Here is a 26,138-nt window from a genome sequence, read left to right on the forward strand (position 1 = left end):
ATGAAATACCATCTTTTGTGGTTTCTTTTTTTATCTTTTTTTGTTTGTAAAAGTATAGCACAGGAAAAATTTACCTTGAGCGGTATCATTACTGAAGAAACAAGTAATGAAACCCTTATTGGTGTTAATATTATTTTTCCAGAAATACAATCTGGAACTACCACCAATGAATATGGCTTTTATTCCATCACTTTACCAAAAGGCATTTATACTCTTACCATTAGTTATTTAGGATACTCAACAATTTCAGAAACCATTAATCTAAATAAAGATTTTACCAAAAACTTTAGTTTAGAAAATAGTCTAGAAAATTTAGATGCCGTTGTTATAACCGAGGATATTGAAAAACTCAGTATAAAAAAACCTCAAATGAGTGTTAACAAACTTACCTCTGCTACTATCAAAGAAATTCCGGTGGTACTTGGTGAATCTGATATTGTTAAAGCCATTACGCTTTTACCAGGAGTTACTACTGTTGGTGAAGGTGCCTCAGGATTTAATGTAAGAGGGGGTGCTGCAGACCAGAATTTAATCCTTTTAGACGAAGCTATCATTTACAATTCGTCTCATTTGTTTGGTTTTTTCTCGGTTTTCAATCCCGATGCAATAAAAGACTTAAGACTATACAAAGGCGGTATTCCCGCTCGTTATGGCGGACGTGTTTCTTCTGTTTTAGATATTTATCAAAAAGAAGGTAATAGTAAACAATTCCATATGAATGGAGGTATTGGGGCGGTATCAAGTAGGTTGTTAGCAGAGGGACCTTTAAAAAAAGACAAAGGCGCTTTTCTACTTGGTGGAAGATCTAGTTATGCACATTTGTTTTTACCACTTTTTGATATTGAGAATATTGCCTATTTCTATGACCTAAATACCAAGTTGAGTTACAAGATAAACGACAGGAATAATATTTATTTGTCAGGATATTTTGGAAGAGATGTTTTTAGTATTGAAGATAGTTTTGAAAACATATATGGAAACTCCGTATTAAACTTTAGGTGGAATCATCTGTATTCAGATAAATTATTCTCTAATCTATCATTGATTTATTCTGATTATTATTACGATTTAAAATTAAGTTTTGTTGGATTTGAATGGGTTTCCGGTATCAGAAACTTTAATTTTAAATATGACTTTAAACATTATCTTTCCAATAAATTAAAGCTTCAATACGGCTTAAATAGCATCTACTATAAGTTTAACCCAGGAGATATAAAACCTACATCAGAAACATCTGGTATAAATCCTTTTAAGCTTATTGATAAATATGCTTTTGAAAATGCTTTATACATTGATGCAGAACATAAACTTTCAGACAGACTTTCAGTATCATATGGTTTGAGACTTAGCTCCTTTTTAAGACTTGGTCAAGATGAACTCAATATTTATGATAATGATCAGGCCTTAGTATTCAACGAAGATCTTCAAATCTATGAAGCTGCAGAACCCATAGATACAGAAACGTTTGAAAGAAGTGATGTTATTAAAAATTTCCTCAATTTTGAACCAAGATTTTCAATGGCTTTACAGTTAGACACTAATAGTTCTTTAAAGGCTAGTTATAATAAAATGTATCAATACCTACATTTATTATCAAATACTAACGCACCTACTCCATTAGATATTTGGACACCTAGCGGTAAGTACATTAAACCGCAATCGTTACATCAATATGCCGTGGGATACTTCAAAAATTTTAAAAACAATCTATACTCTCTAGAAATAGAAAGTTTTTATAAAACCATTGATAATAGAATTGACTATATAGATGGGGCTGACTTAATTGCTAACAATGCCATAGAACAGGTTATACTAAACGGACAAGCTAGAGCTTATGGATTAGAACTTTTGCTAAGAAAAAACGAAGGAAAATTTAAAGGTTGGTTGGCCTATACCCTATCAAAATCTGAACAGCAGACCAAAGGACCTACAACTACTGAGACTGGAATTAATAATGGGGAATGGTACAGAACACCGTTTGATAAAACTCATGACATTTCATTAACAACAAGTTACAATTGGAACGACAGGATAAAATTGAATGCAAACTTTTTACTGCAAACAGGGCAACCGGTAACTTTTCCAAATAGCCAATACGAGTATAACGGTATTAATATTCCAAATTTTGGTTTAAGAAATGAAAACAGACTACCCTCTTACAACAGGTTAGATGTTTCAGTTACTTATGAACCTAAACAGAAAAAGAAAAAGAACTGGAAAAGTCATTGGGTGTTAAGTATTTACAATGTATACAACCGTAAAAATGCAGCATCTATAACATTTGGTCAAAACTTTGATACTGGTTTAAATGAAGCCACAAGACTAGCCCTTTTTGGTATTGTTCCATCAATATCTTATAACTTTAAGCTATAAAATGAATAGATTAATTTACATAATTGCTCTTAGCTTACTAATAATTTCATGTGAAGATGTTATTGATGTAGATTTAAAAACTGCTGAAACCAGATTGGTAATTGATGCTTCATTAAGCTGGGAAAAGGGTACCCTAGGTAACAATCAGGAAATAAAACTATCACTTACAGCACCTTATTTTAGTAACACAATTCCTGCTGCAACAGGAGCAACGGTTGTGGTGACTGACTCTAACAATAATACGTTTAACTTTATAGAACAAGGTAATTCAGGAGTTTACCAAAACAACACCTTTATTCCTGAAATTAATGGCGTTTACACACTTACAGTCAATTATAATAACGAAATTTATACAGCTACAGAATCATTAAAATCAGTAGTTACTATTGACTATGTTGAACAAAATAATAATGGAGGGTTCTCTGGTGAAGATATTGAAATAAAGGCTTTCTATACAGATCCTGCAGACCAAGAAAATTACTATTTATTCCAGTTTCAAAACAATCAAAATGTACCCATGTTAGTGGTTTATGATGATGAGTTTACCAATGGTAATCAAATATTTGGCTTCTTTTCAGATGATGAGATGAAAACTAATGATAATCTTAATATTAAAATCTCAGGAATTTCAAAACGCCATTACGACTACCTTTTTATTTTACTCCAACAGACTGATGATGAATCTGGAGACCCTTTTGAAACTCAACCTGCTACAGTTCGCGGCAATTGTATAAACCAAACCAATCCCAACAATTATCCGTTAGGATACTTTAGAATTTCAGAAACCGATGTTTTTAACTATACAGTGCAATAATTCGTTTAATTTCACCTTTATTACTCCGTTTCATTACATCAATTAAGTTAAAACCTTCAAGATAGTACCCCAAAAAAATAATAAAAACCAGTGTGATTTTTTATGATTAATTCTATTTATGAAAGAAAATTAGCATAACGTTAACACCATATAAAAAGATTATAGCCTTACTTTAACCATTCAAACAAACTAAAATGAACAAAAAAAGAGTGGCCTATATTGCAGGTATTTTAACCCTACTAATAATTTCTTATTATTATTTCAATTCTAACGATGATGAAAATATCTCTTTAACAGCCAAAGTAATAAAAGGCACCTTTTTAAATGAAGTCTATATCTCTGGTGAAGCACAATCAACAAGCTCAAAAGAAATTAATGGTCCTACTAATGCGAGACGCTATGGTATTTACAATATTAAAATTCAGGATCTAGTACCAGAGGGAACCGTTGTAAAAAAAGGAGATTATATAGGTAAACTTGATGTATCTGAACTTAATGGAAAAATACTAGATGCCCAATTAAATTTAGATAAAGCGCTTTCTAGATATACACAACAAGAACTTGATACTACTTTAACACTAAAGCAAGAACGAAATGCTATCAAAGACTTGTCATTTAGTATAGAGGAAGATAAATTAGAACTAGAACGTTCTATTTATGAACCTCCTGCAACCATTAGGTCTTTAGAAATTAAAATAGAAAAAACTGAAAGAGACTTAAAAGAAAAAAAGGCCGATTATTCTATTAAAAAAAGGCAAGCCGATGCCAAAATGATTGAAGTAGGTACAGAGGTTTCTAAAATAAAAAAACAAATAGAAGATTTACTTGAACTACAGAAAGAGTTTACCATTTTCTCTGATGATGATGGTATGATTACTTACATTAAAGAATGGAATGGAACTAAAAAGAAAGTAGGCTCCACCATATCACCTTGGCAACCAGCAATTGCAAGTTTGCCAGATTTATCAAAAATGGAATCTAAAACCTACAGTAATGAGGTAGACATACGAAAAATCAAAAAGGGATTAAAAGCAAAAATAGGATTTGATGCTTTTCCAGATATTGAATTAGATGGTATTGTTACAGATGTTGCAAATGTAGGAGAAACCAAAGCTGGGTCTGACATTAAACTCTTTCAAGTTTTGATTAAGCTGAATGAAACTAATAAAAATATACGACCAGGTATGACCACGTCAAATAGAATTCTTACGCATCAGGAAAATGATGTGTTAATGATGCCTCTAGAAGCGGTATTTTCAAAAGACTCTATTAGTTATTCATATGTAAAATCAGGATATTCTATTAATAAACAAGAAGTAAAATTAGGGTTATCAAATAATGAAGTTGTGATTATAGAGAAAGGCCTTGAAGAAGGTGATATTGTTTACTTAAACAAGCCAGATGGCGAGGAAGAAAAAAGTATAACACTATTAAAATAATGATGGTTGATAAAATACTTTTAGAAAAGCTAAAATCTAACTTCACAGAAGCATTCTGGTTTATTAAAACAAATAAAGTTAGAACTTTTTTAACTGCTCTGGGTATTATTTTTGGGGTTGCATCTGTTATAACAATGCTGGCAATAGGTAATGGCGCTGAAAAAGAAATATTGTCACAATTAGAATTAGTTGGGGTTAACAACATAGTTGTAACACCAATTCCTGATGAAAAAAAAGATAACGAAAATGATAATGAGGAAGAAAGCGAAAAATCTGAAACCAAACGATTTTCTAAAGGGCTTGATATATTAGATGCTGAAAGTGTAAAAAATTACATCCCAAGCGTTAAAATGGTTAGTCCAGAAATAATAATGGACACCTATGTAATAAACAATGGCAAGCAAAACCCAGTACGACTCATTGGTATCTCTAACGCGTTCATTCAAACATCTAATATTAATTTAGAAAGTGGTAAAAGCTTTTCAGATTATCAAGCAAAAAATGCATTACCTGTATGCATTATAGGAAAGAAAGTTGAAAAGAAATTATTTACTGGTGAGAGTGCATTGGGTAAACAAATTAAAGTTAAAGATGTTTGGCTTCAAGTTGTTGGAATTATTGAAGAAAAATTTATCTCAGAAAAGGCTCAAGAAAATTTGTGTATAAGAGATTTAAACGAAGATGTATATATTCCACTAAATACCTTTTTGGTTAGATACAAGGACAGGAAGATTATAAGCAACAAAGTTTCTTCTGTTGGAGGTGGTGGCAATTTTATAGTTGTTAGTGGCAACCAAAATGGTCCAAAAAAGAGAATTCCTCGTGGCAATTATCACCAAATTGATAAATTAACTATACAAGTATCTAATTCTAATGAACTAAAAGCTACAGCCGAAGTTTTAAGTAAAATGCTAAAGCGCAGGCATAATGACGTCTTGGATTTTGAAATAACAATACCCATTCAACTTCTAAAACAGCAACAAAAAACAAAGCAAATTTTCAATATTGTCTTAAGCATTATTGCCGGTATTTCCTTATTAATTGGTGGTATTGGCATCATGAATATTATGCTTGCATCTGTTTTAGAAAGAACAAGAGAAATAGGCATTATTCGTGCTATTGGTGCTACAGAAGAGGATGTTGTTTTACAATTTCTATCAGAATCTGTGTTAATAAGTGTTGGTGGTGGTGTAATAGGGATTTTAGTTGGTATTATAGGCGCCTATGTAATTGAAATAGTGTCTGGTATAGAAACTATTTTATCTATAAATTCTATAACTATTTCATTTTTAATAGCCGTTATTGTTGGACTCGTTTTTGGAATATTTCCTGCAAAAGCAGCCGCTAAAAAGAAACCCATTGAAGCATTAAGGTCTGAATAATCTAAATATGAAAAAAAAACTTCTACTGCTTATAGTTATTTTACCAATAATAACATTTTCGCAGTCTAAAAAAATAACACTTAACGAGGCTATAGAAATTGCTCAACAAAATTCTCCAGAGTATAAAATAAATTTAAATATTAATCAATCCAGCTATTGGAGATTTAGGAGGTATAAAGCTAGTTTTTTACCGCAACTAAACTTAAACGCTACTTTACCAGAATACAACAATGCCATTATACGTCAAACAAATGATGCTGGTCAAGATATTTTTGTAAATCAAAATCAACTTTTAGTTTCTGGAGGTTTATCGTTATCTCAAAGTGTACCATACACAGGCGGTACTTTATCGGTTTTTTCTAACTTAGAAAGAGTAGAACTTTTTGGATTAGATGATAATATTCAATATTCTGTTATTCCGTTTAGTTTAAGTTATTTTCAAAGTTCACTCTTTTACAATGAATTTAAATGGGACAAGAAAATTGAACCACTTATTTACGAAGAATCAAGGAGGGAATTTGTTGAAAGTATGGAACGGATATCTGTAAATACTTCTAGAAGGTATTTTGAATTGCTCAAAGCACAAATGCAGCTGGAAATTGAGAAAATAAACCTTTCAAACCAAGACACGCTGTATCAAATTGCCAAGGGAAGATTCAAGATGGGAAAAATTGCCGAAAATGAATTACTACAAATGGAATTAACCCTATTAAATTCAAAAAATAGAGTAACAGCTAATACTGTTGAAGTAAAAAGAACTTCTCAAAATTTAGCTAGATATTTGGAATTGAATACTGAAGACATTTCACTAGATATCCCAGAAGAACTACCGCTTTTTGGTGTAGATATAGATAAAGCATTAGCTGAAGCCAAGGCTAACAGAAAGGCCGTGATTGAATTTAGAAGGAAACGGCTAGAAGCTGAAAAAGAAGTAAACTTTCAAAAAGGAAATAACAGATTACGATTGGGAATTAGAGCTAATTTAGGTGTTTCGCAAAATGGTAATGATTTTAACAACTTGTTCAACAACTACAACAAACAACAAAATGTATCTGTCTCCATAGGAATGCCAATTTTTGATTGGGGTGTATCTAAATCCAGAAGAAAAATGGCAGAAGCTAATTTAGATTTAACCAATAATAATATCAAACAAGATAAGCAAGAGTTTGAACAAGAGATTTATTTACACGTATTAAATTGGTCCAATCAAAGAGATTTTTTATATACTTCTCAAAAAGCAAAAGAGGTGGCTACAAAGCGTTATGACATTTCTAAAAAGAGATACATATTGGGTAAAATATCTATAACAGATCTAAATATTGCATTGCGCGAAAGAGACGATGCTTTTATCAAATATCTTAATTCTTTAGAAGGTTTTTGGAGGGATTATTTTACCCTTAGACAACTAACACTTTATGACTTTATAAATAATAAAAAAATAGAGGTAGAAGATATTCTGTATGATTAAAATCAACATATTAATTCATACTTTTGGAGTATGAATTTTAAAAAAACCACAGAGCAAGATTCCTATTATAACCATCTTGAAAAGATGAGTATAAGCGAACTTCTTTTCAATATTAATAAAGAAGATAAAACTGTTCCTTTTGCTGTTGAAAAAGCACTCCCTGAAATAGAAGCTTTAGTTAATAAAATAGTGTTAAAACTTGAAACTGGCGGACGGTTGTTTTATATTGGGGCAGGTACAAGTGGCCGTTTAGGTATTGTTGATGCTTCAGAATGCCCACCTACGTTTGGAGTACCCCATGAGCTAGTAATTGGACTCATTGCAGGTGGTGACAGTGCTATTAGAAAAGCTGTTGAATTTGCCGAAGACTCCACTACACAAGGATGGAAAGACCTTCTGGCTCATAATATTTCAAATAACGATGTCGTAGTTGGAATAGCAGCATCAGGTACTACACCCTATGTCATTGGGGCTTTAAAAGCGTGTAATGAAAATAATATTACAACGGGCTGTATTACTTGTAACCACAATAGTCCGTTAGCTCTAACAGCTCAATTTCCAATTGTAGTTATTGTGGGACCTGAATTTGTTACAGGAAGCTCAAGAATGAAAGCTGGAACTGCCCAAAAACTAGTGCTCAATATGATTACTACATCAACTATGATTCAATTAGGGCATATTAAAGGCAATAAAATGGTAGATATGCAATTAAGCAATAATAAGTTGGTAGATCGAGGTACTAAAATGATAATGAATGAATTGCATATTTCTAAAGAAGAAGCCCAGAGCCTTTTAAATGAATATGGAAGTGTTAGGCTAGCAATTAAAAATTTTAATGACAGAAACTAAAAAAACAAATAAAGAGATTCTTTTAAAAGGCCTAAAACTTATGGGTGCTTCTTTAGCCTGTATGTTCATTGGCCCCACACTTATCTATATTTCTCAAACCAAATTAAGTAAACCCATTGATACCATAATGCTTATAATAGCAATATTAATTTGCGGATTAGCAGTTTTTACAGCTTTTAAAGGCATCAATATTATTTTAGATAGTATCTTTAAAAACAAAGATTTCTAACTTTCTGTTGTGACTATAGGAGTAGTAGGATTATAACCAAAATCGATATCTTCGAAACTAATATTTAAACCTTCTAAAATATAGTTAATAATTGCATAATGATGAATAGTATGACTATTAGCCTGCGAAAAAAGCGAACCCATAGTGTATTGCATCTCAATTTTTCCTAAACCTAAATCATCAATTACAAAAACGGTATCATCCATATTAAAAGATGATGATTTTAATTTATCTATAATTGAACTTAAATAATTTTTAGCAACCTCACAATTTGTCTCTACATCCTTATTTCTACTTCTGGCAGTTAAATCAATTAGACCTTTAGAATTCGTATTGAAAATACATTCATAAAAATCTAAAATATGTCTAAGATGAGAACCTATACTTGAATAGTAAGGTGGAATTGAAGGATTACATAGATCTTTGTTGGAAAGTTTTTCTAATAGACATCTAGATTTTTTGATGGTTTTAAGTGTAGATTCAATGATTATATCCATAGAAATTAAAAATAACTAAATAAATTGAATTTAAAAATTTAAAAATTAGTCTTCTAATACCTATATCCTTACAATAAAATTAAATTATTAAATTAGATGCAGTCCTGAGATGTTATTGAGCTCATAAATTAATTTCATGAAAACAAAAACCTTCATTTTCTTAATTTTTTATTCACAGTGTACAATAATTAATTATGCTCAAACAATAAGAACTACAGACTCTATTCCTGAAAAACAAATAGCTTTTCATAACCTAAATGTTGAAAAGGGACTTTCTCAAAATAGTGTTGTGAGTATTGCTCAAGATAGCATTGGTTTTTTATGGTTTGCCACTCAAGATGGTTTAAATAAATATGACGGTAAAACATTCAAATACTACAACAAACAATTTGAAGATGTAACCAAACTTAACTATAGCAAATTAGGTAAAGTATATATAGACAAAACGAATACGCTCTGGATTATATCCAATTCAGGTAAACTAGAAAAGTATAACAATAAAACTGACGACTTTGATTCCGTTCTTAATATAGCCTCTGCCAGTAATTTATATCAAGACAACAACCTCAATCTTTTTATAGGTACCTATGGCAATGGTTTGTATGCAGTAAATAGTAAAACTAAAGACACATTACAATTATTCAATAAAGAAGACCAAACAGCAACAATTTATGACTTCTTAGAACTAGATGACCATATTGTAGTGTCTGCTTCTAATAATGTTTTTAAAGTTTCTAAAAAGGATTTCAGATATACCAAAATAATTTCTAACCAAACACCTATTAATTACAGTGCAATTACCAAACTCCCTGACAGTACTATAAGTATAGGTTCTTACAGTCATGGATTGTTTTTATATAATATTAAGAACACAGACTTTACCAAATTTACAGGATTCAAAAACAACCCATTACCAGATGATTTAAACATTGAATCTACACTTTTAGATAGATATAATCGCCTTTGGATAGCTACATACGGTAGAGGTGTTTATGTTATAAATTTCAATAAAAAAACCATTCAGAATTTTATGGTTCAAGGACATAACCCTTATGCGCTACATTATAATGATGCGCTAGATCTCTTTCAAGACTTTACTGGTAATATATGGATAGGCACAGATGGAGCTGGTTTGAGCTATTATGATGAACACCTTTTAAAATTTAATGTTTTAACCAATGATCAATTACCCAGAAACGTAAATGTTGATGTAGCCCGAGCTATTAGCGTTAATCCTAAAAACAATTTGGTATGGGTTGGTACTTCTGGAAAAGGCTTAACATCACTAAACCTTAACTCTAATAAATTTAAAACACTAACAACAGATAACTCTTGTCTGAAATCTAATAGGGTTATGAGTTTAAAGCATATAGATGATGAACTTTGGATTGGCTATCAAGATAAAGGTTTAAACATTATAGATATGAACAATTACTGTGTAAAATATAATGTTAATCTTGAAAAAGAACTTCAAACCACACCTGTATGGTGTATCTATCAAGATAAATCTAACAACATTTGGTTAGGAACTGGTGGTAAAGGTGTTTTAAAAGTTGATAAAAAAATGGGGGTTATAGAATCGTTTACATTTGATAATGACAATACTTCCACTATTTCAAGTAATAATATTAGGTCTATTTGTGAAGGTAAAAATGGCGTTTTATGGATAGGTACTGAGGACAAAGGCTTGTGTTCTTTAAATCCTAGAACCAAAAACATCACAAGATTTAATACAATTTCAGATAAAATAAAAACGGTCTACTACAATAATGAAACAGATATACTATGGATTGGAACCAACGGAAATGGTCTAAAGAAATTTGATCCAAAGACTAATGAAACAACGGTCTTTTCATTTGATAATGGATTGCCAAATAATGTAATTTATGCAATTATAGAGGATGTTAATGGTTATTTATGGCTAAGTTCTAACCGGGGTATTACTATGTTTAAAGAGAGTTATTCAAAACCAATCATAGTAAATTATGATCAATATGATGGTTTACAGGCTTTTGAGTTCAATACTGGAGCTTATTTTAAAGACCACAATAATAACATGTACTTTGGTGGTTTAGATGGCATAAATTGGTTTAAACCAGAACAGCTTAGCGTTAATGAAGTTAAACCTAGAACCATCATAAAAGATCTTCATCTATTTAATAAAAGAGTTCCTCTAGAACCTAATAAGGTTTTCAATCACAATGAAAGTACCATTAGCATCAGCTTTTCAAGTTTGCATTTCTCACAACCAGATTTAAATAATTTTAAGTACCAGTTAGTAAATCATGATAAAGATTGGATAGAATCAGGGAATATCAATACTGCTTACTATAGTAATTTAAATCCTGGAAGATATACATTTAAAGTTATTTCTAGCAATTATGATGGTATTTGGAATTTAGTACCTGCACAATACTCCTTTACCATAAAAAAAGCTTGGTATAATACAACCCTAGCAAGAATTCTATATTTGCTCTTGGGCATACTTACCATAGTATTAATTTACAGATATTTTAAATGGCGTTGGCGTATTAACACAAAATTACGCTTAGAATATGAAGAAACACAACGACTTAAAAACCTAGACGAATTTAAGTCTAAATTATTCACTAACATTTCACATGAATTTAGAACACCTCTTACCTTAATACTAGGTCCAGCAGAAAAACAGCTACTTGATAAAAAAATTTCTAAGGATAATAAAGAGGGACTAGCTTTAATAACACAGAATGCGAAACGACTTTTAAATTTAGTAGATCAATTAATAGATTTAACCAAACTAGAAACTGGACATTTAAAGTTAAGTGTTGAACAAGGAGATTTATCGAGTTTAATGCATCAATTGATAAGTGCATTTAAATATCAAGTACAAGAAAAAGAAATTAAGCTAAAAACAAAAGTTCAGGAATTAAAAAATGTTTGGTTTGATAGAGATATTATTGAAAAAATAATAGTAAACCTTTTGGCAAATGCTGTTAAATATACTCCCAAAAAAGGATTTATTAATTTCAATACCACCCTACAAGACAATTATGTTGTAATCACCATAATTAATAATGGAAGTACTATAAACAGTAATGACATAAATAAATTATTTACAAGGTTTTACCAAGTTAATTCTAACTCAGATGGCGTTGGTATTGGCTTAGCCTTAGTTAAAGAATTAGTTACGTTAACTAATGGAAGTTTAATTGCTAATACACTTAATGAAGATGAATTGCAATTTACTATTACTTTACCAGTCACTAAAGATGCTTTTAAAACAGAAGATATTGTCATAAAAAAACAAGAAATAAAAAGTGTATACAACCAAAGTGAATCATTATCAGAATATGAAGATTTAGAAGATGATTTAAGTGTTTCAAACAAACCTATAGTTCTTGTAGTAGAAGATAATATACAACTTCGCCAGTATATAAAATCCATACTAAAGGAAAAGTATAAAGTTTTGATGGCTATTAATGGAAAAAAAGGACTTAAAAAAGCAATCAACAAAATTCCTGATTTAATTATTAGCGATATTATGATGCCAGAAATGGATGGTATAGAGTTGTGCAACACACTTAAAAATGACACACTTACCAGTCACGTACCTGTTATTTTACTCACTGCAAAAACAGGTGAAAGTAATGAATTAGAAGGTTTAGAAGTAGGTGCAGATGATTTTATTTCTAAACCATTTAACTCCAAAATATTAATAAAACGGGTAGAAAACTTAATTAATTTTAGCAAGTCACTTCAAAAGAGATATACCCAACATTCTAATTTAAGGCCTCAAGACATCGCCATAAATAATGTAGATGAAGCTTTTCTATCTAACATTGAATCACTATTGGAGAAGCGCCTATCTGATCCCGATTTCAACACCCAAACATTTAGTGATTTAATGGCTATGAGTAGAATGCAACTCCACAGAAAACTAATTGCACTTACAGGGTTATCTACTTCTCAATTTATACGCTCTCAAAGATTAAAACGTTCATTAAACCTACTACAAGAATCAGACTTAACAGTATCAGAAGTCGCCTATCAAGTTGGATTTAATACCGTTTCTTACTTTATTAAGTGTTTTAAAGAGGCTTATAACAACACACCAAATTCTTATATAGCAAAGGATTAATCCTATTGTTACATATCTTCTATCATTTGTTACATATCTAATATCCCTTTAAGTACACTCCTACTACTTTTACATCACAGTAAATTCTTATTTCCATTAAAAATGACTCATGAAGATGTTTTAAAAAAAGAAAATGGTAAAAAGAATATTATTTATCTAAGTATAGACCACTTAAAAAAAGGCACCTATAATCTTAGAATCACCCAAAAAAACAAAATTGTAAAGTCTATCTTTTTTGATAAAGAAAAACTATAAAGATGCTATTAATCGGGAGAAAATGGGAATAACGAAATTTAAGTAAAGTAGTTATTCCCTTTTTACCTAAACATAGTATTTAATCCCTAAAATCCTTTAATAGTAGCGCATTAAACTTACAGATTAACTTAATATCAAATAAATCATGAAAACTAAGTTTTTATTAATTGTTGCAACACTCTTTTGTTTAAACATTTCTCAAGCTCAACTATTAAAAAAACTTAAAAAGAAAGCAGAGGAAGCTGCTGAACGAACTATTTTGCGAAAAACCGATGAGGTAGTTTCTAAAAAAACCGAAAAAACAATTGATGATGTTGTCAATGGAGAAGAAGGTGATGCAAAAGATAATAATTCTAAAAACAAAAATAGTCCTGCAAGTACCAAGTATGCAAACCCATCACTAGCAAACAACACAGCCGCAAAACGCGCTTGGTACACAGAAGATGTTCGTGTTACTTCTTATGACAAAGACAAACAGTCAGATGTGGTCAGTTATTTTGATGCCGATGCAGTAGCTATGCAATCAGATTACATAAACCAGAGAACTGGTAAATCAGAAACATCTTATATAGATAGTGATGGCTTTTTTATTGCTTATAACGAAACAGAAGGGCAATACAACAAATCACAACTCCTCAATATGCCGGGTATGAATATGATGGCGCCCAGCATGATGGGAACAGCTTATAAATTACCCGTTGGGGCGATCTATGAGGCTATGGAAGAAATGCAAAACAAAGGTTTGGCAGTTTATCCGTTTATGCATGTCGATTTTCCTTTTGTGCTTAAACCAGACCACTTTAGGGATGAAATGGTGTCCAATCAATACAGGGAAATAAAACAATCATGTAGAGGAAGCATGGGTTGCACCAAATTTAGTGTCTTGGAAGCAGGTTATGAAGGTAGTTATATTCTATTCGATAATCAAGATAGGCTTGTAGAGATAAATGTAGAAATGGAAAATAATTCTATGTATGGATCGGGGAAAGGTAAAATTGCATACTTCTACGAAGAATGTCAAGTTAATGTTCCAGCTGCAGTAGAAAAGAAAATGGCTGGACAAGACTTATTGAAAAAAGGAATGGAAAGTATTTATAAACAAGACTAGAATATTATGAAATTATATGTAACCTTAGTTAGCGTCTTATTACTTATCAATTGTAAAAACAGCAATAAAACAGACGCTACAGATTTAACCCAAACTAATCAGTCTAAAACTACTAGTAAAGCGGCCGTCCTTTTAAACATGGAAGGGGAAACCTTTACCATGAGTCAAAATGACCTTAACCCACAACAAAAGCTAGATTTCGAAAACGACAACCTTCAGTTTAATATTTATACTAATGAAAGTACGGTGTCTATAAATTTTAACCTCAATAAAACAGAGGCTTTAAAAAACATTCCGGTTAGCTATACTATTCCAGAAGCGAATTCGGGTCCAATAAAAGTGGATTTAAGTTTTTTTAATAAAAATAGAGACGTAGAAAAGCGCACCAACAAACGTGTAGTATTTAAAAAAGGAACTATTACAATTTCAGAACTAACCAAAAATAGCCTTGAAATGAAATTTGTAGGTGAAGGCTGTGGTATGATGGAACGTAGTGATGCGCAATTCCCTATTTCAGGACATATTAATATCACCTTTTAAAAATTAAAAATATGAAATTCAATTTTTCAATACTATTAATTTGCCTAATCAGCTTAAGCAGTCTTGCACAAACTTTTCAAGATAATGTTGCCAATGAAACCATGGGTGATTTTCCATCACAATGGGATATAGTTGGCGGAATGGCTACTGTAGACCAACAAGATGGATACAAGTACATAAGCTTTAGAAGCGGAGGCATTATTAAACCAATAGTCAATGACCAGACAAACAATTATTTAGGTGAAGATTTTACAGTAGAATTTGATGTGTTTTTTGACCAAACCTCGTCTTTATATGGTCAAGGGTTTCAATTAAGGTTGTGGGATGGTGCCTATGGATACGACAAGGATGGAATACGTTACAAGCCATTTATGATCTATAGAGATGGTTTAGAAACCGATTGGAATCATCCAGAACCTGGTAATGCTAAAAATCATTTAAAAGAATTTCAAACATTAGATCCTGTTTGGAGACACGTAAAAATAGAGTGCAAAACAGGTAGACTTAAAATACGTTTAGATGATAAGCTGGTGCTTAACTTTCCAAGATTTAAAATGCAACCGACTATGGTGTCTATTGGTGGTTCAGTAAACGACTCCCAGTTCGATGCAAAAATAGGCTTTACAAATTTTACGATTACTGGATTGAGGTCTATGAATACATCTTCAACAACAAGTAATGATTCTCATACCGAAAGTGAAATAATAGCAACCAATCCATACAATCCAAGCCCAACGGATACTAATCAAGAAAGTAATACTTCTACATCTAATACTAATACGGCTTCTAATAATACCAGCCAAACAGGTACAATAAGTTCTACTATTAATACACCCAATGGTGTAACTCAAGATACAACTTTAGATGAAAATGTAGGATTTGGTCCAGTAGATACTACAACAGTCACTCCATTAGACTCTATTGCAATTCAACAACCTTATGACCCTATTGATACAACAACAAACCCACAAATACTTACGCCTGGTTTAGTTGAAAAGCCTATAAAGTTGAAAGTAACATTAACTGATTTATTGTGTATTAAAAAGTATGAGTCAGAAGCAAGATATAATTTCAGACAAGCCATTAGTTACACAACTGGTAATAATAATAAAGTTGCAATAGAAAAAATCAAAGGGAATATGGATAACGAAACCACTATAGAAGGTTATTCAGTTAATACTCTTGGTGCAAAATCATATTATTTTATTGTTGATGAAGCTTCTGGTAAAAAAATAAGTAATGTAATGAATGCTTTAATTTTTGAAATAACAACAGAAGAAGCCTCTGACAAGTCATCAAAATTCATTATTAAATCTTTTTTAGAAGACAATTCTTATAATTTTTGGGGGAATTCTAAAGGTGTGTTATATGATTCATTTATAGAGGTTGATATATATGATTTGTTAATTGATCTTCAGTTATTAAAACAAGGGGAAAATGTTGAAGGGTTTAATGTACCCTTTCATGATCCGGATATTATGAAAGCCCAATATGGGCTATTTAAAACTTACGATGGAGGTCCAAATGCAAAATTATGGGTAAGACAAGTTGGAGAAACACTTGAAGGACCTATTTCGTTAGGAAACACTACTCAAAATGATGGCCATAGAGGCGCAGCATGGATAAAATTTGAATTGTTAGAATATTAAAATAAATACAATGAAACTAAAGTACATTTATGGTATTGTTGTGTTGTTTACCTCATGGATTGCAACTGCACAAACCTTTCAAGATAATGTTACTAATGAAACTATCGGCGACTTCCCAAGTCAATGGGATATTGTTGGTGGCATGGCAACGGTAAATCAGCAAGACGGTTATAAGTACATTGGTTTTAGAAGCGGAGGTATCATTAAACCAATAGTCAATAATCAAACAAACAATTATTTAAACGGAGATTTTACAGTAGAATTTGATGTGTTTTTTGATAAAACGTCTTCGTTGTATGGACAAGGCTTTCAATTAAGGTTGTGGGATGGTGCTTATGGTTATGAAAAAAATGGAATCCGTTACAAACCGTTTATGATTTATAGAGATGGTTTAGAAACCGACTGGAACCATCCAGAAATGGGAAGCGCAAAAAATCATTTAAAAGAATTTCAAACCTTAGAACCAGTATGGCGTCATGCAAAAGTAGAATGTATTAAGGGAAAATTAAAAGTGCTTTTAGACGACCAAATGGTACTCTTCTTACCAAGGTTTAAAATGCAACCAACCATGGTGTCTATAGGTGGTGCGGTAAACGATTCCCGGTTTGATGCAAATATTGGGTTTACAAACTTTACCATTACAAATATTCTTCCTCAAACAGAGGTAGTCATGCTTGTAGATAAGGAAACTGATGCGGTAATTGATATTAACCTGTTATCCAATATTAAAAACAATACGGCATTGCAAGAATCATATTCTAATACAGTAGCCTATTTAGGTAGTATTACTGGGAACTATAAATTAAGACCAGTAGATCTTGCAGATGTTAAAAAACCTATTAATGTAGATGTTGATGCCTATGGTAAGTATAAAGTTATGCCAGCAAAAGAAGCGCAACTTGTTTTTGATTTTGATACTAAATATGAAACCAAAAAATTGGGTATTACTCCAACTCAAACCATAGTTGCTAATCAGCAATCTTGGTTAGGAAACTATTTTGAAAGCAATACTACACTTCCCTTAACCTTTCATGAGTTAGTTTTAGAAAATGGCACTTTAAAGTTAATAGGTGAAACCGAAAAAAATTTAAGTGCATCATCAGTAAATGATGATGGACCTTGTAGTGCTAAACCAACAGAAGAACAGTTAAGGATACTTGCCGATTCTACATCTCTTTACAACCAACGTCTTCAGTACATAAAAAATTACTCTTTTGATCAGCTTCGTGGTCTACCTTCTGTTGAATATTTAAACAACTTATCTATTAATCAACTGTCATTGTCTAGTAAATCAGACTTTAGTACTATTCCAACGGCTGTGCACATTGTTAGAAAAAGTGACAAAACAGGTGGCATTAGTAGAAAAGAACTGATCGAAAGTTTTAAACGTGCTAACAATCTTCTAGAACCATATGGTTTATATGTCCATATCAACAACCTAAATTATATTGATGATACCACAGTTCTCAATACAAAATTAAATGATTCTACTGATGCTAATGGTAACGGACATGCGGATTATCTTGAAATTTTAGACATACCAGATCGAGATTTAGATTATGTTTTGAATATATACTTTACAGAAAATAGCTATACATCTTGGGCACGATTTCCTAATAAGGGTTACGAAAACCAACATATTCTTATGAGAAATGGACAAGCTAAAAATGCTAGTACGTTGACACACGAGTTAGGACATTGGTTTAGTCTTTTACACACTCATGAAACAGCAAGAGGTGATGAACGTGTGGATGGTAAAAACTGTAAATCTTCAGGAGACTTATGCTGTGATACACCAGCAGATCCAAACTTAAGCGGTCTTGTTACCAATTGTGTTTATACAGGTACGGAAACAGACTCAAAAAACACTGATTATAAGCCAGATACTAGTAATATTATGTCTTATTCGGAAGCAGAATGTAGAAATAATTTTACCGATGAACAGATTGCCAGAATTTATAGCGCTTACCTAGGTATGAAAAATGATCGAGGATATAATTTTAAAATCAACAGGAAAATTGGTCAGGAACTTGAATCTATAAATTATAATGCTGGATGGGCTGCAAGAGAAGCTTTTGAATTAGGACCCAATAAATTTATGATTTATTTTAATGATCTTAATAATGCTATAGCAATTTATTCCGTTGATAAAAATGGAAAAACAGGCTCTCAAGTAGCTTATAAGGAATTTAGGGGAAATATTTCTTTCATAGGCATTAACAATATTAGTACCAAAAGTTATGCATTGTTCATGGATTACGGAACAGGACAACTAGGTATTATAAAATTAAATGACAATGGCTCATTAGGTTCAGCACAAGCATATCAATTACCTACTAATTACACCAATGCTTATATTACAGCATATCCTAAACGGTTCCTAATGCTTAAAAGCAATTCAGGTACTATAACCACTTACAGTTTAGAGAGTGATGGACGATTAGGGTCTAAATTACAAGAATCTCAACTTAATTTTAACAATTTAGAGTTGTTGAGTTTTGGTAACTATACCTTTGGCTATAATAAATCTGATGGTTTTATTAGAAAATTGATTATAAAATCTGATGGTAGAATTGGTATAGACACTGCAACAAGGAAAGATATTGGAGGCCAGTGGAATGTAATATGTAATGTAGCACAAACTGATAGTAAGAATGATAGTATGACCAGTATTATGGCTTTAAACAGTAATACAGGTCAACTAATGCAATACGGCTTTGAAGATGGTAAAATATTAGATGACTGGTATGATAGTTATAAGTTGTCTGCAAATTTCACTTCAGGATTTGATTATTTAACTCCTTACTATATTATTAATAATGGTCGTTTACATTACTATGTAACTATCTCTAACAGTGAAAAAGGAGAAGTTAAAACATATTACCTTAACAATTATATGCAAAACTAATGAAACCAAAACACCTTATACTATTCCTTGCTTGTTTAAGCATCAGTTTTTCAGTAGAAGCTCAATTCCTAAAAAAACTTAAAAAGAAAGCTGAAGCGGCTGCAGAGCGAACTATTCTCAATAAAACCGATGAAATAGTATCAAAAAAAACGGAACAAGCTATAGATAGTGCTACTACATCTAAGCCTAAAAAAAGTAATAACACAAAAAAGGAAACTACTAAAAAATCAGTACCTGTTCCAAACCAGCAAACCACAAATGCTAAAGGAACAGAAAGTGAAGCCGATTTGCATCTACTGAATAAAGTGGATCCCTATTATACGGCTTTAGGCGAAACGGTAACCTTTACAATACATGTAGTTAATAAAGGACCAGCATCATCAAATGATATTGTTTCAAAAGTTCACATTCCAAATAGTTACAGTGTATCTAATATTTCAGTAACCCAAGGCAGTTATAATGAGGATTCAGAACTTTGGGATATTGGTAATCTTGAGGAGTGGAAAAAAGCTACAATGACAATAGTAGTTGTAGTTGTAGACGATAGAGATTTGTTGACAACCGCTGAAGTGGTTGGTTGTAGTACCAAAGATCCAGACAGCACACCCAACAATGGCATTGATACCAATCGTAATGGAAACATCATAGATGATAAAGGAGATGAGGATGATGGTGATGGTCAAGATGTAGTAATAGGTGAAGTACTCGCCAATAATGATGATAATGATAGCAACAATAATAATAATAGTGATAATACAAACCAATTAGGAGGAAACAATCCTAACTTCATCTATTATATTACTACAGATATAAAATTGGAACTAAAGGATGGTAAAGACCATATTATTTCCTATTTAGATTTTGATACTATGGCAATGCGAATGGAATATCACGGTAAACGAAAAAATCCAGACCCTGTATATTGGGATCAGTACGGTTATATCTATTCAGCTGATAAAGGGCAATATGTCAAAGTTCATTTTGAAACTTTTAGTAACTACATGGCACAAATGTTAGATGCCTATACTTTTTTTGATCCTAAAGCTTATTTGCCATACGATAATGTCTCAGAAGAACTCGATTATACTATTCGTACTATAAGCTATAATAGTCAAGAAATAATAATGTCTATGGGTAAATATCCAATAATTGAATGGGCATATTACTACCATCCATCTTGGTTTGAAGGTGTTGAAGGAGTAGTAAAAGAAACTATTTCTTGTAGAGGCAGTAATAACTGTAAACGGTATTTGGTGGTTAGTGGTCAAGGCAAAGGAACCTATATAGTTTTTGATTCAGAAGATTATCTAGCAGAGATTGTTAATCCAGATGGAGCAAAAGCTATATACACATATGAAGAGACTACAGTTAAATTACCAAATGCTGTAGAATATAATTTTAATACTCGAAATTAATCATAATTAAACTTAATTCTCATTATGAAAATTCTTAACTATTACAGTCTATTGTTGGTGTTGTGTTTAGTCTTATCATGTGGTAACAATGAAAAAAAAGAAACCAATCAAAAAACCAACTCAGTAGTAAACAAAATAAAAACAGGTAACAACCTTGTTAAAGGCGCACGAGATTTAGCAGCAGAGTCAGAAGCATTAAAAAAACTCACACCAATTTCTGTAGAAACTTTAAAAGCGTTTTTTCCAGAAACTATTTATGGTATGCCAAAAACCAATAGCAATGCTTTGGATATGGCAGGTGCTTCTATGGCATTTGCAATCTATGGGCAAAATACAAGCAAACAAATAAACATAAGATTTTTTGATGGTGCTGGAGAAAAAGGATCAGCTGCAACTGCATCTTACAGAGCCATTAAGTATGATAAAACCAATAAAGAAGAATATGGTGATTATACGATAACAAAAGCTTATGAAGACTCTATGGTAAAAGAACATTTCGATAAAGGTCAAAACAGATACACTTTAGAGTTTTTTTACAATGGTCGTTTTGCGGTCAATTTAAAAGTTACAGGATTTGAGCAAAAGGACGTTTGGCCAATTTTTAAAGAATTTAAATTAAATAATCTCATCAAATAATATTAAAGCTATTAATCAAAAGATACAGGTCATGAAAAAAGTAATATTAATATTAACGTTAGCCCTAAGTACATTAACATTTGCACAAAAGGGTATTAATTACAAAGCGTTGATTAAAGATGACAGTAACAATGTGCTGTCCAACCAAAACATAACCATTGAATTCTCGATTTTAGAAGGTCCCGCTGCCGATTTTTCGAGTGTAGTATATGCCGAAACCCATTCGGCTACTACAGATGCTAACGGAATTGTTATAGTTAACATAGGAGAAGGAAACCCTTTATCTGGGTTTGATGGTGAATATGAAAATATTGATTGGGGGAATTTTTTTGCCTCTCATTTTTTAAAAGTACAAATCGATACAGGCTCAGGACTTACAGATATGGGAACCACTGAATTTAAGGCTGTCCCTTATGCATTGTATGCCCAGAACTCCAATACATCAGGTCTTGAGATATTAGATGAAGGAAACGGAGAAGGTTGGCGTTTAAAAAATAGACCACCAAATAATTATGGATTAATTTCATTTGGTGCAGTCGATTTAAGTATTAGTACAAGCGAATCAACTACTAGAGGGGCTACTGGAAATTATGCCACAGCTTTAGGAAGAAACACAACTGCTTCTGGTCAAAGTTCATTTGCATCCGGAATCAATACAAGCGCAACTCAATCACAAGCTACAGCAATGGGTGCTTCTACTGTAGCCTCAGGGTTTAATTCTGTGGCAATGGGGCAATACACTAGAGCCGAAGCACCAAACTCAACAGCCATTGGACTTTTTAATGTAGGTGGTGGCGATCCTTTACTAGCTTCTGCAACCGATCCTTTGTTCGAAATTGGTAATGGTTATTTTGTAGATGGAACCAATGATGTGCGCACGAATGCCTTAACGGTATTACGGAATGGTACCATAACAGCCCCAACTTTTGATATGGCTGAAATCACAGATCCTAAGGCTTTAATTACCAAGGAATACGCTGACGCTAACTATTCTGGAGGAGGCTCAGGAACTTCACCAACAGGTTTGGAGACCTTGGATGAAGGCAATGGAATAGGCTGGAGGTTGATAGGGAGAAATCCTGCTAATTTTGGAGCTGTGGGGGAAAACGCCGTCGATATGAGTTACAATCCAGATGCCTCAGAAGATTTTGGAGCTCTAGGTACTGCAAATTTTACTGCTGGATATAAAACCAAAGCGACTAATTTAGCCTCGACCGCACTGGGAAATGAAACCATAGCATCAGGATTCAGTACGACTGCTTTAGGTTTTGGAACTATTGCTGATGACCAATTTTCTACTGTTGTAGGTAGATTAAATGATAATACTACCGCAACAAATATCTTGTTTCAGATTGGTAATGGAAATACAGGCGGGCGTTCAAACGCTTTTAATGTAAATATGGATGGTATTATCACAGCCCCAAGCTTCGATATTTCAGAAATCACAGACCCAAAAGCTTTAATCACCAAAGAATATGCTGATGCTAATCTTTCTTCTACAGGTTTAGAAGCACTAGATGAAGGTAATGGCACTGGTTGGCGGTTAACAGGAGCTAATCCAACCTATTATGGTAATATTGGCTCAAATGCAGTGGATCTAAGTTATTCAAATCTCTCAAGTTCGGTATTAGGTGCAACAGGCGAGAATGCCTTTGCTACTGGATCTTTAACTCAAGCTTTAGGTTTTGCATCAACATCAATGGGATATTTTACAGAAGCTTTAGGCGCTTATTCGACTGCTGTAGGAAAGGATACAAATGCTGTTGGCACATCTTCTTTTGCAGTGGGAGAAGTAACATATGCTACAGGTACAGCATCAACAGCAATGGGAGTGTCATCACAAGCTTCTGGTTTTGCATCAACAGCAATGGGTTACATTGTTAATGCCGATGATGAAGCATCTACAGTTGTTGGTAGTTTAAACGACGCAACGTTTTCTACTTCAACCTTGTTTCAAGTTGGTAATGGTAATAATATTAATGACCGTAGTAATGCCCTAACGGTTTTAGAAAATGGCTATTCAGCGTTTGGGACACATAATGTAGAACCCAATTCAGATCTTCATCTCTTTCATGATAACGACGGGACTTTAAACGGGTTTAAACTGCAAAATAAAGGTACAAATGAAAACTGGTGGCGTTTTTATACACTCAACAGTAACGGTCAGTTGTATTTATATTCCAAAGCGGGAGGTAATGCTAGTCCTGTGGGTTCTTTTGATGACGCTTCTGGTGCTTACACCGCACTGTCTGATAGACGCGCAAAAGCCAATTTTAATGATCTGTATTTTAACTGGCAGGAGTTTATGCAACTTCAACCGTTAACCTATCACTACAAGAGCGATGAGAACAAGAAATCTCATATTGGTTTCGTAGCACAAGATGTAGAGCCCATTTATCCAGAATTAGTAAACCACAACAAAGAAGACGATTTATACCAGCTTAACTATTCAGGTTTTGGCGTAGTCGCTATAAAAGCAATACAAGAGTTAAAGAAAGAAAATGAGCAGCTAAAAGCCTTACTTCTTAAAGAGCAACAGGATAGTGCAGAACAATCTGAAATTCTGCAAACACTGCTAAAAAGAGTAGAAGCTATAGAGAAACAGCAATCAAGTAGTGTAACAATACAGTTGGTAAAAAACTAAAACTTTTGTCATTCTGAACGAGGAACGAGGAGGAATCTCAATATAAAAAATACAAGTATGAAAATAATAACCAGTTTTTCAATATGCTTTCTGCTTTGGTTTTCAGGTAATGCCCAAACCATAGAAAAATTTAGTATCGATAGTGGTGGAGCTAGTGAAACCAATGGTAATATACAATTACTTTATACTATAGGTGAAACACATGTGCAAGAAGTAAGTACAGGAACAATAATATTATCTGAAGGTTTTATTAACCCAGAAACTTCAACTACTTTGGCTTATGAAGATGGAATAAAATTTAGTACTAAAGTTTTTCCAAATCCAGCTACTAGTTTTTTAACGATTAAATCTGCAATGCCATTACTTAAAGTTGAATTTTATGATATTTTAGGAAAACAAGCTTTTATTGTCACTTCAGAATTAAATCGAATAGATGTAAGCAAGCTTTCAAAAGGCATTTATTTACTTAAAATAGAAACAGATAAGGGAAATATCAACAAAAAAGTAATAATTGACTAACTATAAATCATATTATGAAAAATTTAAATCAGCCAATTTTTATATTATTCATTTCTATCAGCGTATTGTTTAATTGTAAAAACGATAAGAAATCACAACCAATTGAAGAAATTGTAGAAGTTGAAGAAATACAATTTCCAAGTAATACAATTGATATTGTTACGCGTAGCATGGAATTTCAATCAGTAGATACTATTCCATCAGGTTGGAATACTTTTAAATATGAAAACTTATCAAACGAAACCCATTTCTTTTTATTAGATAAATATCCTGAAGGAAAAACTGCAGAAAATGCTATTACTGATATTGCTCCTGTATTTGAAGAAGGTATGGATTTAATAAATGAAGGCAAAGCAGAAGAAGGGTTTGCTGCCTTTGCTAAACTACCAGCATGGTATGGCGATATTGTGTTTTCTGGAGGGGCTGGTTTGATTGCTCCAAAACATACAGCTATTACTACATTAAAATTAAGACCAGGATATTATATTATGGAATGCTATGTAAAAATGCCCAATGGTAAATTCCATACGCTTATGGGAATGGCAAAACCTATCGTAGTTACTGATGAAGATAGTGGTAATAAGCCACCAAAAGGAACAGTAAATATTACCTTATCTGGTGAAGAAGGTATTACATATGATAAAGGTATTACCAAAGGAAAACAAATTTTTTCAGTATACGTAAAAGATCAAAAGCCACATGAAAATTTTATTTGGCATGACTTGAATCTGGTCAAATTAGATCCTAATGCAAGTTTAGAGGCATTAGAAGCCTGGATGGATTGGTCAAATCCAAAAGGATTAATTACCCCCGTTCCAAGTGGTATAACCTTTTTAGGTGGTGTAAACGATATGCCTGCTGGTAGAACAGGCTATTTTTATGCCAATTTAGATCCAGGGAAATATGCTTTTATTTCTGAAGTTCCAAATAGCAAAGAAAAAGGTATGTTTAAAATCTTCACAGTCAACTAACAAATCATTCAGTAATCCCCAATCGTAATAATAATAAAACAAAAAAAACCCTTCATTAAAAAATGAAGGGTTTATATATAAATACTGATGCTTCAGTATCAAAAAAAGGCAACGACCTACTCTCCCACAACTGTAGTACCATCGGCGCTAATGGGCTTAACTTCTCTGTTCGGAATGGTAAGAGGTGAGCCCCATCGCTATAACCACCTTAAATCTTAAGTTAAAAGTTTAAAAGTAATAAGTTAAAAGTTTTCACTTGTGCCTTATGCCTTTTCTCTTAACTGCGCTTGTGCGCAAATATCTTAACATATTGAAAAATATA

Annotated in this window: 19 protein-coding genes and 1 rRNA gene; 18 read left to right on the forward strand and 2 right to left on the reverse strand. The window is 32.4% G+C overall.

What is annotated here, in order from left to right; genetic code table 11:
- The 7 genes from E1J38_RS11635 (at position 1) to E1J38_RS11665 (ending at position 8,554) form a co-directional block, all read left to right on the forward strand.
- Positions 1-2,373: a TonB-dependent receptor gene (locus E1J38_RS11635; RefSeq protein WP_133356801.1), complete on the forward strand. Its 2,373-nt coding sequence runs from the start codon at positions 1-3 to the stop codon at positions 2,371-2,373.
- 1 nt (position 2,374) lies between these two features.
- Positions 2,375-3,187 (forward strand): DUF4249 domain-containing protein, encoded by an 813-nt coding sequence (locus E1J38_RS11640; RefSeq protein WP_133356800.1) that lies wholly within the window; start codon positions 2,375-2,377, stop codon positions 3,185-3,187.
- A gap of 194 nt (positions 3,188-3,381) precedes the next feature.
- On the forward strand, positions 3,382-4,626 hold the full coding sequence (locus E1J38_RS11645; protein ID WP_133356799.1) for an efflux RND transporter periplasmic adaptor subunit: 1,245 nt from the start codon (positions 3,382-3,384) through the stop codon (positions 4,624-4,626).
- Positions 4,626-6,008 (forward strand): ABC transporter permease, encoded by a 1,383-nt coding sequence (locus E1J38_RS11650; protein WP_255449880.1) that lies wholly within the window; start codon positions 4,626-4,628, stop codon positions 6,006-6,008. The genes E1J38_RS11645 and E1J38_RS11650 overlap by 1 nt, the downstream gene beginning before the upstream one ends.
- 7 nt (positions 6,009-6,015) lie before the next feature.
- Entirely contained in the window at positions 6,016-7,476 is a 1,461-nt protein-coding gene (locus E1J38_RS11655) for a TolC family protein (RefSeq protein ID WP_133356798.1), read from the forward strand.
- 30 nt (positions 7,477-7,506) lie between these two features.
- On the forward strand, positions 7,507-8,325 hold the full coding sequence (murQ, locus tag E1J38_RS11660; RefSeq protein ID WP_133356797.1) for an N-acetylmuramic acid 6-phosphate etherase: 819 nt from the start codon (positions 7,507-7,509) through the stop codon (positions 8,323-8,325).
- Complete coding sequence (locus tag E1J38_RS11665) at positions 8,312-8,554, forward strand: DUF6095 family protein (RefSeq protein ID WP_133356796.1); 243 nt, start codon at positions 8,312-8,314, stop codon at positions 8,552-8,554. Before murQ ends, E1J38_RS11665 begins: the two co-directional genes overlap by 14 nt.
- On the opposite strand, the gene E1J38_RS11670 is transcribed toward E1J38_RS11665, so the two are convergent.
- A complete protein-coding gene (locus E1J38_RS11670; protein WP_133356795.1) occupies positions 8,551-9,051 on the reverse strand; it encodes a hypothetical protein in 501 nt (166 codons plus the stop codon). The two genes, E1J38_RS11665 and E1J38_RS11670, sit on opposite strands and share 4 nt — an antisense overlap.
- A gap of 136 nt (positions 9,052-9,187) precedes the next feature.
- On the opposite strand from E1J38_RS11670, the gene E1J38_RS11675 reads away from it, so the two are divergent.
- The 11 genes from E1J38_RS11675 (at position 9,188) to E1J38_RS11720 (ending at position 25,816) form a co-directional block, all read left to right on the forward strand.
- Positions 9,188-13,171, forward strand: a complete 3,984-nt coding sequence (locus E1J38_RS11675) for a hybrid sensor histidine kinase/response regulator transcription factor (protein WP_133356794.1) — start codon at positions 9,188-9,190, stop codon at positions 13,169-13,171.
- A gap of 102 nt (positions 13,172-13,273) precedes the next feature.
- Positions 13,274-13,426 (forward strand): hypothetical protein, encoded by a 153-nt coding sequence (locus E1J38_RS15115; protein ID WP_186525861.1) that lies wholly within the window; start codon positions 13,274-13,276, stop codon positions 13,424-13,426.
- Positions 13,427-13,571: 145 nt separating this feature from the next.
- Entirely contained in the window at positions 13,572-14,534 is a 963-nt protein-coding gene (locus E1J38_RS11680) for a hypothetical protein (RefSeq protein WP_133356793.1), read from the forward strand.
- 6 nt (positions 14,535-14,540) lie between these two features.
- Positions 14,541-15,074 (forward strand): hypothetical protein, encoded by a 534-nt coding sequence (locus E1J38_RS11685; RefSeq protein WP_133356792.1) that lies wholly within the window; start codon positions 14,541-14,543, stop codon positions 15,072-15,074.
- 11 nt (positions 15,075-15,085) lie between these two features.
- Positions 15,086-16,723: a hypothetical protein gene (locus tag E1J38_RS11690; protein WP_133356791.1), complete on the forward strand. Its 1,638-nt coding sequence runs from the start codon at positions 15,086-15,088 to the stop codon at positions 16,721-16,723.
- A gap of 10 nt (positions 16,724-16,733) precedes the next feature.
- Positions 16,734-19,631 (forward strand): M43 family zinc metalloprotease, encoded by a 2,898-nt coding sequence (locus E1J38_RS11695; protein ID WP_133356790.1) that lies wholly within the window; start codon positions 16,734-16,736, stop codon positions 19,629-19,631.
- Complete coding sequence (locus E1J38_RS11700) at positions 19,631-21,046, forward strand: DUF11 domain-containing protein (RefSeq protein ID WP_133356789.1); 1,416 nt, start codon at positions 19,631-19,633, stop codon at positions 21,044-21,046. The genes E1J38_RS11695 and E1J38_RS11700 overlap by 1 nt, the downstream gene beginning before the upstream one ends.
- Before the next feature lie 24 nt (positions 21,047-21,070).
- Positions 21,071-21,682, forward strand: a complete 612-nt coding sequence (locus E1J38_RS11705; protein ID WP_133356788.1) for a hypothetical protein — start codon at positions 21,071-21,073, stop codon at positions 21,680-21,682.
- 31 nt (positions 21,683-21,713) lie between these two features.
- Positions 21,714-24,326: a tail fiber domain-containing protein gene (locus E1J38_RS11710; RefSeq protein ID WP_133356787.1), complete on the forward strand. Its 2,613-nt coding sequence runs from the start codon at positions 21,714-21,716 to the stop codon at positions 24,324-24,326.
- Between the two features lie 57 nt (positions 24,327-24,383).
- The gene (locus E1J38_RS11715) at positions 24,384-24,845 is read left to right on the forward strand and encodes a T9SS type A sorting domain-containing protein (RefSeq protein ID WP_133356786.1); all 462 of its coding nucleotides are present in this window, start codon (positions 24,384-24,386) and stop codon (positions 24,843-24,845) included.
- A gap of 14 nt (positions 24,846-24,859) precedes the next feature.
- Positions 24,860-25,816, forward strand: coding sequence for a hypothetical protein (locus E1J38_RS11720; RefSeq protein WP_133356785.1), 957 nt, complete (start codon positions 24,860-24,862; stop codon positions 25,814-25,816).
- A 103-nt stretch (positions 25,817-25,919) separates the two neighbouring features.
- Here E1J38_RS11720 and rrf read toward each other — a convergent pair.
- Positions 25,920-26,027 (reverse strand): 5S ribosomal RNA (rrf, locus tag E1J38_RS11725).
- Positions 26,028-26,138 lie beyond the last annotated feature (111 nt).

This window comes from Seonamhaeicola sediminis (assembly GCF_004358095.2).
Taxonomy (GTDB): Bacteria; Bacteroidota; Bacteroidia; order Flavobacteriales; family Flavobacteriaceae; genus Seonamhaeicola; species Seonamhaeicola sediminis.

Excerpts from the sequence above, each read along its gene's own strand:
- E1J38_RS11635 (WP_133356801.1), top strand. The coding sequence starts at position 1 with ATGAAATACCATCTTTTGTGGTTTCTTTTTTTATCTTTTTTTGTTTGT.
- E1J38_RS11640 (WP_133356800.1), top strand. The coding sequence starts at position 2,375 with ATGAATAGATTAATTTACATAATTGCTCTTAGCTTACTAATAATTTCA.
- E1J38_RS11645 (WP_133356799.1), top strand. The coding sequence starts at position 3,382 with ATGAACAAAAAAAGAGTGGCCTATATTGCAGGTATTTTAACCCTACTA.
- E1J38_RS11650 (WP_255449880.1), top strand. The coding sequence starts at position 4,626 with ATGATGGTTGATAAAATACTTTTAGAAAAGCTAAAATCTAACTTCACA.
- E1J38_RS11655 (WP_133356798.1), top strand. The coding sequence starts at position 6,016 with ATGAAAAAAAAACTTCTACTGCTTATAGTTATTTTACCAATAATAACA.
- murQ (WP_133356797.1), top strand. The coding sequence starts at position 7,507 with ATGAATTTTAAAAAAACCACAGAGCAAGATTCCTATTATAACCATCTT.
- E1J38_RS11665 (WP_133356796.1), top strand. The coding sequence starts at position 8,312 with ATGACAGAAACTAAAAAAACAAATAAAGAGATTCTTTTAAAAGGCCTA.
- E1J38_RS11670 (WP_133356795.1), bottom strand. The coding sequence starts at position 9,051 with ATGGATATAATCATTGAATCTACACTTAAAACCATCAAAAAATCTAGA.
- E1J38_RS11675 (WP_133356794.1), top strand. The coding sequence starts at position 9,188 with ATGAAAACAAAAACCTTCATTTTCTTAATTTTTTATTCACAGTGTACA.
- E1J38_RS15115 (WP_186525861.1), top strand. The coding sequence starts at position 13,274 with ATGACTCATGAAGATGTTTTAAAAAAAGAAAATGGTAAAAAGAATATT.
- E1J38_RS11680 (WP_133356793.1), top strand. The coding sequence starts at position 13,572 with ATGAAAACTAAGTTTTTATTAATTGTTGCAACACTCTTTTGTTTAAAC.
- E1J38_RS11685 (WP_133356792.1), top strand. The coding sequence starts at position 14,541 with ATGAAATTATATGTAACCTTAGTTAGCGTCTTATTACTTATCAATTGT.
- E1J38_RS11690 (WP_133356791.1), top strand. The coding sequence starts at position 15,086 with ATGAAATTCAATTTTTCAATACTATTAATTTGCCTAATCAGCTTAAGC.
- E1J38_RS11695 (WP_133356790.1), top strand. The coding sequence starts at position 16,734 with ATGAAACTAAAGTACATTTATGGTATTGTTGTGTTGTTTACCTCATGG.
- E1J38_RS11700 (WP_133356789.1), top strand. The coding sequence starts at position 19,631 with ATGAAACCAAAACACCTTATACTATTCCTTGCTTGTTTAAGCATCAGT.
- E1J38_RS11705 (WP_133356788.1), top strand. The coding sequence starts at position 21,071 with ATGAAAATTCTTAACTATTACAGTCTATTGTTGGTGTTGTGTTTAGTC.
- E1J38_RS11710 (WP_133356787.1), top strand. The coding sequence starts at position 21,714 with ATGAAAAAAGTAATATTAATATTAACGTTAGCCCTAAGTACATTAACA.
- E1J38_RS11715 (WP_133356786.1), top strand. The coding sequence starts at position 24,384 with ATGAAAATAATAACCAGTTTTTCAATATGCTTTCTGCTTTGGTTTTCA.
- E1J38_RS11720 (WP_133356785.1), top strand. The coding sequence starts at position 24,860 with ATGAAAAATTTAAATCAGCCAATTTTTATATTATTCATTTCTATCAGC.